We start from the raw sequence: 8,294 nt of genomic DNA on the forward strand, positions 1-8,294 counted from the left end.
GATAAAACGCCTCTTCGAGACCTCTTTGACAAAACTAAATTTCAAAATGACAAAGAACGATTTGAACCTGATGGACCAAGTTTATTTGATTTTTAACAACGTCCCAATTTTAATGGGACACTAGTGAGCGGGACTATTCCCGTAACCACTAAAATTCCAATTATTTATGGCAAACAGAATGACCCCACCCGCAGAGGGGCAGGAAAAAGACGTGCTGCTGGTCTTGGATAAACAGCAGGGAAAGGTGAGTGCCGTTAAGGGTATCGACAAGGAGGGCAATTTGCAGACCGTACTACCCACTACCGGACATGGCGGCGAGTTCATGCAGGTGGACAAGAACAGCGATGTGTTCAGCAACTTCATTTCCAATTTCTTCCGCAAGTTTCAGGACACTTCCGGGCTGGAACTGTTCAGCGTAAAGGCTTCCCAAGCGGAGCAGAACGCAAAGGCAATCGAGAACAACCACCGCAACCCTACGCCGGAGGGCGACAAGCGGGTTGAAATGTTAAGAGTTCCGAAGCCTGACTTCCACGAGTTCAAGCAGGGCTACCGATTCGACCCGTCAAAAATTGACTGGGAGAACCTGAAAAAAGTCGGAATCACCGCCGACACCCTGAAAAACACGAAGGACTTCGACCGGGTGATGCGTGGCTACAAATCCCGCAACACCTACACCGTTTCGGGGACGGTGGGCGGCTTCTACCTCAAACCTACCGATGTCAAGCTCTCTTTCTATCAGGCAAAGGACGGCACGGTAGTACCCAAGTTGCACGGCGTGCAGCAGGACGAAAAGCTGTTGCAACGCCCGTTCCATGAACACGACTTCACCAAGCAGGAACAGGGCAACTTGCAAGGCACAGGCAACTTGGGCGGCATCGCTGAAATCAAAGACCCGAAAAGCGGCGAGCAAATCTTCGTGTTCGTCAGCCGGGACAGGTACACGCACGAACTGGAATATATGCGGGCTGACAAGTGGAAATGCCCCGATACCATTTGCGGCGTGCAAGTCAGCCCGGAGCAGAAAGCCGCCTTTGAAGCCGGGCAAGCGGTGAAAATGGAAAACCTGCAATTCAGGGACGGCACGAAGCGCAGTGCCTATTTACAGGTCAGTGCGGTGGAGCGTGGCTTGGAGTTCCTGCCGAGGTCTGCCGTCCAGTTCTTGCAGCAGGGACAACAGCCCGTAGAGCAGCAGGTAGCCGGGTTAAAGGACGGCAAGGGCGTTGAGTTCAACGGTCATGTGCAGCCCGGCGCACAGGGCAAATCCTCCGACAAGGTACAGCCGAAAGACGTTACCCCCGCCGCCGAGAGCCGGACGCAGGTAGCGGTCAATTCGGAGGGCAAGACCAACGAAGCCACCAAGCAGGGCAAAGAGCCGTTGAAACAGGGGCAGGACAAGCCCACCGCCAAGCAGAAAGAGAAACAAGACAAGGCGCAGGACAAGAGCCTGAAAGCGGACAAGCCCAAGAAGTCCAAAGGAATGAAATTATAAAGGTATGCAGCTAATCTATATTATAGCTATTCCGCTTGTCGTCCTGATTTTCTTCATAGTCCTTTCTTTAAAAACCGACTGGAAAGAAATAGACAGGCACAACCGCCAGTATTACGTGGGCGGCTACCATATTTATTATGACCGTAAAATTTTACGGAAAATCAAGTCAGTAACAAACCATAAGAAAGAAACAACATGATTGCATTGATAGCAGAAAAGCCCAGTGTGGCAAAAGACATCGCCCGCATCATCGGTGCAACCCAGCGTAATGACGGTTATCTTTCCGGCAACGGGTATATGGTGACATGGGCGTTCGGCCACTTAATCCAGCTTGCCATGCCGGAAGCCTACGGCGTGGCGAACTTCCGCAGGGAGAGCCTACCCATACTGCCGCCCGATTTCCAACTAATCCCCCGTCAGGTGAAAGCGGAGAAAGGTTACAAGGCAGACCCCGGCGTGCTGAAACAGTTGAAAGTGATAAAGGAAGTGTTCGACCAGTGCGACCGGATTATTGTCGCCACCGATGCCGGACGTGAGGGTGAGTTAATCTTCCGCTATATCTTCCATTACCTGAACTGCCGCAAGCCTTTCGTGCGCCTGTGGATAAGCAGCCTTACCGACAAGGCAATCCGGGAGGGGCTGGATAACTTGCAGCCGGGCGAATGTTACGATAACCTCTACCTTTCTGCCAAGTCCCGCAGCGAAGCGGACTGGCTGATAGGGATAAACGCCACCCAAGCGTTGAGCGTAGCCGCCGGGCAGGGGGTGTTCTCGCTGGGCAGGGTGCAGACACCCACGCTCGTGATGATATGCAGCCGCTATTTGGAGAACAAGAATTTCGTACCCGCCAAGTTTTGGCAACTCAAAGCGGCGACCGCCAGCGGGGGGATAAGTTTCACCGCCCAATCGACCGCCAAGTGGGAACAGCAGCCCGAAGCCATAGCCGCCCTGCAACGGGTTAAGGATGCAGGGCAGCTTGCCGTGAAATCCGTTGAGAGGAAAGAAGCCAGCCAAGAACCGCCGTTTTTGTACGACCTTACCACGCTGCAAAAGGAAGCGAACACGAAGCTGAATTTCTCGGCTGACAAGACGCTTTCCATAGCGCAAAGCCTGTATGAAAAGAAAGTGATGTCCTACCCGAGAACCGGAAGACGCTATATCCCGGAAGACGTTTTCGATGAAATGCCGGAGCGTGTCGCCCTGCTGGAGCAATACCCCCGCTTTGCCGGGTATGCCGCCGGGCTGGACGGTACGGCACTGAACCGCCGCAGCGTGAACGATAGCAAAGTGACTGACCACCACGCCTTAATCATTACCGAGAACCTGCCCGGAGAACTCTCCAAAGACGAACGGGCGGTTTACGAGCTGGTAGCCGGGCGTATGCTGGAAGCCTTTTCGGGCAAGTGCGTGAAAGACGTTACCACCGCCATATTGTCGGCTGGAGATACCGACTTCACGGTGAAAGGGTCTGTAATGAAAGTAACTGGGTGGCGTGCCGTGTTCGGCGAGCAAGAAACGGGCGGGGATGAAGAAGCCGCCAGCCTGCCGCCGCTCCAAGAGGGAGAATATTTGCCACTCTCCGGCGTGGATCTGCTCGAAAAGCAGACCAAGCCGAAACCGCTGCACACAGAAAGCAGCCTGCTTGCTGCAATGGAAAACGCAGGCAGGGAGCTGGAGGATGCCGAACTGAAAGCCAGCCTGAAAGATGCCGGGATAGGCACGCCCGCCACCCGTGCGGCGATTATCGAAACGCTGTTCGCCCGCCAGTACATCGTGCGTGAGAAGAAGAACCTTGTGCCTACCGACAAGGGGCTTGCCGTTTACAAGATAGTCAAGGACAAGAAGATTGCCGATGTCGAAATGACGGGTATGTGGGAAACCGCCCTTTCCAAGATAGAAGCGGGAAGCATGGATGCCGACACGTTCCGAAAGGGCATTGAGGTGTACGCCGCTCAAATCACGGCGGAATTGCTATCGGTGCAGTTATCTATCGCCAATGGCGAAACTTGTTCCTGCCCCAAATGCAATAACGGGCGCATCCTGTTCTACCCGAAAGTGGCGAAGTGTTCCAACGTGGACTGCACGCTTACCATATTCCGCAACAAGTGCGACAAGCAGCTTTCCGACAAGCAGATTGTCGAGCTGGTGACGAAACGCAAGACCGGGCTAATCAAGGGCTTCAAGGGCAAGAACGGCAAGGCTTTCGATGCTTCGCTGGTACTGGACGAACAGTTCAATATCGGTTTTTCATTCCCCGAAAAGAAAGCGAAACCGAAGAAATAGCCTATCTTTGCCACTGAAATTTCATTGTGATAGGTTTTACAACTTATAATAATTGAAATTTTAGTGGTTGCGCCCGGCGGGAACCGGGCGCATTTTTTTATACGCTCCCGCCAAACAGGTAGGTCGAACAGACCACCCCGTTATCCAGCACCCTGCTTTCCGAGAGTTGCCAATGTGAGCCGGATGTTTCCCCGATAAAGCCGATGCCTTTGCCCGCCATGACCGGGACGGTGTATATTGTCAGGCTGTCCAGCAACCCGGTTTTAATCAATGAAGTAAGCAGTTTGCCGCCGCCCACCACCAGTATGTCGATTTCCTGTTTCAGTTCATAGACCCTTTGCAGCGGTTCTTCGGTCAGGAACTCCACGCCGCAGTCCGGCGTCACGTTGGTGTCGTAGTGTGATACCACAAAAGACCTTTTGCTTTTGTGCGGCCACCCGCCCCAGTGTTCAAAGATGTAGTTGTAGGTGTTCGCCCCCATAAGCAGGCAATCTGCATCCAAATAGTATTTGCCAACGATAGTTTTTACTTCATTGGGTAACCAATCCAGTTCTTTGTCTAAGGTAGCTGTATGTCCGTCAAGAGATACGGCGATATGCGCTTTAATTTGTTTCATCCTATCAGGTATTAAACAGTTGATAATCTTTTTCAACCTATTCGTTGATACCTCAAAAAAGAAGCGTGAACTTACACTGCTCCACTACGAGGGACTGGCATACCCAAAGAAACGAAACAGGCAAGTCCACGCTATGACAAAGCATAGCATAGACATTGCGCTGAAAATCCCGTTTCTTTTGAAAAGTGCCAGTTTTCGTAGTGAGATATTCGGCGAACGAATATGTTATATATAATGACGATATTGCAGCCGAAACTGTTCAACCGCCGTTATTATCTTATGTTACTTTTGCAAAAGTAGCGAAAATCACCGGAATAACCTTGCAAATAATAGAAATCCTGCCTTATTATCATAACAAGACAGGATTTAAAGAAGAAAATATATGATATTGATTATCACTTAATCCATGCGTTCACGGATTAACTTGTGTATGTCGCTTGCACGATAGAAATATTTTCCGTCTAACGTCAAGTAAGGCAGTATTCCTTTCTTCCGGTAACGTTGCAAGGTTTTGGTACTCACTTTCAGCATAAAGCACAAATCCTGATTGTCAAGGAGTTTTTCACCGTTCAGGTAATTGTGACCGCTTAACAGGCGGTCTATCTTTTTGTCCTGCATATCGAGCCTATCCATGATACGCTCCATCCAAGCCACGAAGTTTTCTTTATCTATATACATAAGGCTACCGGATTAAATAAGACCTATCATAAAATAGCTTTGGTTCACCGGGTCTTTAATGATAATCTCCCGTTCACGCATAAAGCGGATATAACTCTTTGCGGTGCGTTCCTTGACATCCAAGACCTGCTGCAACTGTTCGCAAAGGTCTATATAAGTGATATGTGCCTGTCGTCCGAAAATATCACGGGCAACACCTACCAGTTCCCTTTCCTTGCGCTTCTCCTTTTCCTCTCGTGGCTTCTCACCCTTGTAAACGTGCATCCCGGCTTTTTTGTCCCATGCAAAGAGCATCAGAGGAACGTCCAGCGGGCTTCCGTCCCTTACTTTCAGTGCTTTTACCACTGACTGGGTAGGTTCTTCGTCTTTCTCTATCGAAAGGATAGTAGCCGCCTTGCGCTGCAACTCGCTACCCAAATGTCCCCGCAGTTTCAAACCGTTCGGGACGAAGTGCAGCACACAAAGAATACAGGTGTTGTAGATGCCCGCCAACCGATAAAGTTCATCTATCACCGCCACGCTTTCCGCTTCATCGTTGGCACTCTTTACAAGGTCTGCGATGCCGTCAATGACGACCAACTGGATGCCGCCGTACTGGTAGTAGAACTTATCCATGCTCTGCACAATGGCGTTCAGGCGTTCCTTGCGTGACATACCGGTAAGACAAAACGCTTTCAGTTCATCGGGTTTGTCCGGCTGTTTGGCACGTGCCAGCAGGTTGCTTACATTCTTGAACAGTTGCACTTCCGATTGCTCGGTATCGTAAAGCAAGACCGCCTTGTGCCTGCCGTTGGCGGTTATCTGTATGCCCAGCGTATCTACTTCCGCACCAGCCGGGCAGATGCAGCCCGCCACGATTGCGGCTACATAATTGCTCTTTCCCGTTCCCTCGCCCCCGGTGATGCCGAACAGGTTGCCTTGTGTTCCTAACGGAACGTCACCCGCCGAAATAATCTCTTGCGCTTTGGCAGGCGGGTTGTTGAAATCTATCTCGCATGATTTTAGCATAATCAATGTGTCGCTATACAGGTTGTCTAAAAATTCTATAAACAGTTTCTGGAAATCTTCACGGGTGTTCCCGGCTTTGAAGTAGTCGGATATGTCCTTTTCCTCTTTCGTTCCCGGAAGCGGGAGCAGCAGGCGTTTCACGCCAAATTCTTCCAATAGTTTTTCCTGCTTGCGTGAGCTTTCCCTGCCCGTCTTGTCCATGTCAAAGAGCAGGACGATGTGTTTGAAGCGGAATGTCAGCCTATAAACCAGCGTGGGTGGTATCGTCACCGTTTCGCTGTTGAAGCAGATAGCGTGAAAACCATGCGCCGCCAGTGAAAGTACGTCTTTCTCGCCACCCGTGATAAAGAGCGTATCGCCTTTGGCGGGCAGTTGTTCCAGTCCGAAACAGTAGTTTTCGCCGAAGCTGCCGCCGTAGAGGAAGCGGGGTGTGGAGAACGGACGGTACAGTTTGATGTGCTGCTTGCCCTTGTAGCCGTACATGGGTTCTGCCACAGATGAAGTGTAGGTGTACGGTTTCCCCTCTGCCGTTTCGCTGTTGTACTCCAGGAGCGAACAGACCTTGTAATGTTCCAGCAGTTCGGGCGTGATGCCGTACTGTTGCCAGTACACTAATTCGGCAAGCGGCAATTTCTGTTCCCGGAACTGGTAGGGCTTGACGGGCTTTTCGGGTGTTTCTTCGGGTTTGTCCGGCACTGCCCGGCAGACGGTTGCCGGGGGAATGGAAACCGGAGTGCCGGAAGCCAGCCCCAAGCCCAAATCCCGGTCGATGGTTTCCAGTATTTCCACGAAGTCAGCCGCCCGGTTGCAGTCCAGCCCCTTTAACTGCCCCACGAGGAAGAAACAGTCGCCGCTGTAACTGTCATTACCGAAGTCTTTCATCTTGTACATACCGCTATGGCGGTCAAAGTAGATATTACAGGATGCTTTCTTATCTTGATAAAGAGGATTAAGAAAGTGCCTGCCAATACGCCAGTCACCGGGTAAGTAATGTTTGAAAACAAGCAGACCGTTATTTGTTCTGCTTAGAATTTCTTCTTTCCTTAACATATTTCTGATGATTGGTTATCAGTTCATTTATACACTCCTTATCACGCTTAATCAGGCGCTCTTCCAACATTCGCTTTACTTCCTTAATCTTGTAAAAGTAATGCCCCTTGATGTCGGAGTAAGAAATCATTCCTGCCGCCCGTAGGCGTTGTAAAGTACGGTCACTGATTTTCAGGAACGTGCAGACTTCGTAACTATCCACCCAAATTTCATCTTCATCGGTCTTGTTTTCGTCCAAGTGATTGAAAATGTAGTCTGCTATGGCGGTAATCTTGTTGTCAAGTTCCTTATAGGCTTTTGACTCAAATGTTATAATCTCCATATTGCTAACTTATTGATTTGCCGCAAAGTTCGGGAGAAGAAATAACCTAAAAGTCATGGTTATATCTATCATGGTATTACTTTTTTTCAAGCTATTTTTAGGGGAATATTGGCGTAAAAGTTCCCCAAAATGTCATTTTTCAAAGTAGATTTCACCATAAAAAGAAAGCACCATGTTGGGGAGAACATGGTACTTCTTACATACTGGAATACTGGAGATTATTTCATATCATCCTCATTCATCCGCTTAACAAGATTATCTATCAGATGATGAAGATATGCCGTCCGGTCTTTTCTCTCTTTCATGGCTATGTATGAAGCGTAATAATTCCCTAAATCAATGTGGAATATTGTGCTAAGGAAATTCATCATTTCTTTTATCTCCACGTTGCCATTGTTTATGTCGCCCGAAGATACAAGAGAATATCCCAATTCAATAAGATATGCCTTTTTGCCTGTAAAGCGGAAAATATACTTATCCAGTTGTTGCAGCTTGTGTTCTAACTGATTCGTATTCCCAAGTTTTACCAACCGTTGATTTAAATATATGCGCAACATTTCGTTACATAATATCTTCGCAATCTTATAATCGTATTCCGTTGAAAACAACGGGTCACGGTCATATTGGAAACTGTCAAGCAATAACTGAATATCCGTTTTCTTGCGAACGAAATACAAGTTATCCATATAAGTGGATTTTGACCGATAGTATTGGTAAAAATCTGAAGATTCCAAATCGAAGTGCAAAATTTTGATTTAGGAATTACCTCTTTCAGAGTATTGTCCGTCCTCTCTTGGGGGCGCGCCCCCAAGAGAGGACGGAGCCAAAGTTTTTAACTGACAAAACAA

General features: G+C 49.1%; 7 protein-coding genes and 2 pseudogenes. 4 read left to right on the top strand and 5 right to left on the bottom strand.

Features of this window, described 5'->3' with window-relative positions; translation table 11 throughout:
• From HPS54_RS12370 to HPS54_RS12385, 4 genes and pseudogenes are all read left to right on the top strand, one after another.
• Nucleotides 1–96 (top strand): annotated as a pseudogene (locus tag HPS54_RS12370) (IS4 family transposase); the annotation flags it as partial.
• Nucleotides 97–166: 70 nt separating this feature from the next.
• The gene (locus tag HPS54_RS12375; RefSeq protein ID WP_172345736.1) at nucleotides 167–1,489 is read left to right on the top strand and encodes a DUF3945 domain-containing protein; all 1,323 of its coding nucleotides are present in this window, start codon (nucleotides 167–169) and stop codon (nucleotides 1,487–1,489) included.
• A gap of 4 nt (nucleotides 1,490–1,493) precedes the next feature.
• A complete protein-coding gene (locus tag HPS54_RS12380; protein WP_172345737.1) occupies nucleotides 1,494–1,688 on the top strand; it encodes a hypothetical protein in 195 nt (64 codons plus the stop codon).
• Nucleotides 1,685–3,772, top strand: coding sequence for a type IA DNA topoisomerase (locus HPS54_RS12385; protein WP_172345738.1), 2,088 nt, complete (start codon nucleotides 1,685–1,687; stop codon nucleotides 3,770–3,772). Before HPS54_RS12380 ends, HPS54_RS12385 begins: the two co-directional genes overlap by 4 nt.
• A gap of 97 nt (nucleotides 3,773–3,869) precedes the next feature.
• Here HPS54_RS12385 and HPS54_RS12390 read toward each other — a convergent pair whose 3' ends face one another.
• The 5 genes and pseudogenes from HPS54_RS12390 to HPS54_RS12410 all read right to left on the bottom strand — a co-directional run.
• A complete protein-coding gene (locus tag HPS54_RS12390; RefSeq protein WP_172345739.1) occupies nucleotides 3,870–4,388 on the bottom strand; it encodes a dihydrofolate reductase family protein in 519 nt (172 codons plus the stop codon).
• Nucleotides 4,389–4,787: 399 nt separating this feature from the next.
• Complete coding sequence (locus tag HPS54_RS12395; RefSeq protein ID WP_016276694.1) at nucleotides 4,788–5,066, bottom strand: helix-turn-helix domain-containing protein; 279 nt, start codon at nucleotides 5,064–5,066, stop codon at nucleotides 4,788–4,790.
• Between the two features lie 12 nt (nucleotides 5,067–5,078).
• Nucleotides 5,079–7,124, bottom strand: a complete 2,046-nt coding sequence (locus HPS54_RS12400; protein ID WP_172345740.1) for a bifunctional DNA primase/helicase — start codon at nucleotides 7,122–7,124, stop codon at nucleotides 5,079–5,081.
• Nucleotides 7,087–7,446: a helix-turn-helix domain-containing protein gene (locus tag HPS54_RS12405; RefSeq protein ID WP_004325475.1), complete on the bottom strand. Its 360-nt coding sequence runs from the start codon at nucleotides 7,444–7,446 to the stop codon at nucleotides 7,087–7,089. Before HPS54_RS12405 ends, HPS54_RS12400 begins: the two co-directional genes overlap by 38 nt.
• Before the next feature lie 218 nt (nucleotides 7,447–7,664).
• A pseudogene (locus tag HPS54_RS12410) lies at nucleotides 7,665–8,171 on the bottom strand (RteC domain-containing protein); the annotation flags it as partial.
• Nucleotides 8,172–8,294 lie beyond the last annotated feature (123 nt).

The organism is Xylanibacter caecicola, assembly GCF_013166515.1.
Lineage (GTDB): Bacteria > Bacteroidota > Bacteroidia > Bacteroidales > Bacteroidaceae > Prevotella > Prevotella caecicola.

What these genes read in the sequence shown, in the direction of transcription:
- HPS54_RS12375 (WP_172345736.1), top strand. Translation starts at nt 167, where the DNA reads ATGGCAAACAGAATGACCCCACCCGCAGAGGGGCAGGAAAAAGACGTG.
- HPS54_RS12380 (WP_172345737.1), top strand. Translation starts at nt 1,494, where the DNA reads ATGCAGCTAATCTATATTATAGCTATTCCGCTTGTCGTCCTGATTTTC.
- HPS54_RS12385 (WP_172345738.1), top strand. Translation starts at nt 1,685, where the DNA reads ATGATTGCATTGATAGCAGAAAAGCCCAGTGTGGCAAAAGACATCGCC.
- HPS54_RS12390 (WP_172345739.1), bottom strand. Translation starts at nt 4,388, where the DNA reads ATGAAACAAATTAAAGCGCATATCGCCGTATCTCTTGACGGACATACA.
- HPS54_RS12395 (WP_016276694.1), bottom strand. Translation starts at nt 5,066, where the DNA reads ATGTATATAGATAAAGAAAACTTCGTGGCTTGGATGGAGCGTATCATG.
- HPS54_RS12400 (WP_172345740.1), bottom strand. Translation starts at nt 7,124, where the DNA reads ATGTTAAGGAAAGAAGAAATTCTAAGCAGAACAAATAACGGTCTGCTT.
- HPS54_RS12405 (WP_004325475.1), bottom strand. Translation starts at nt 7,446, where the DNA reads ATGGAGATTATAACATTTGAGTCAAAAGCCTATAAGGAACTTGACAAC.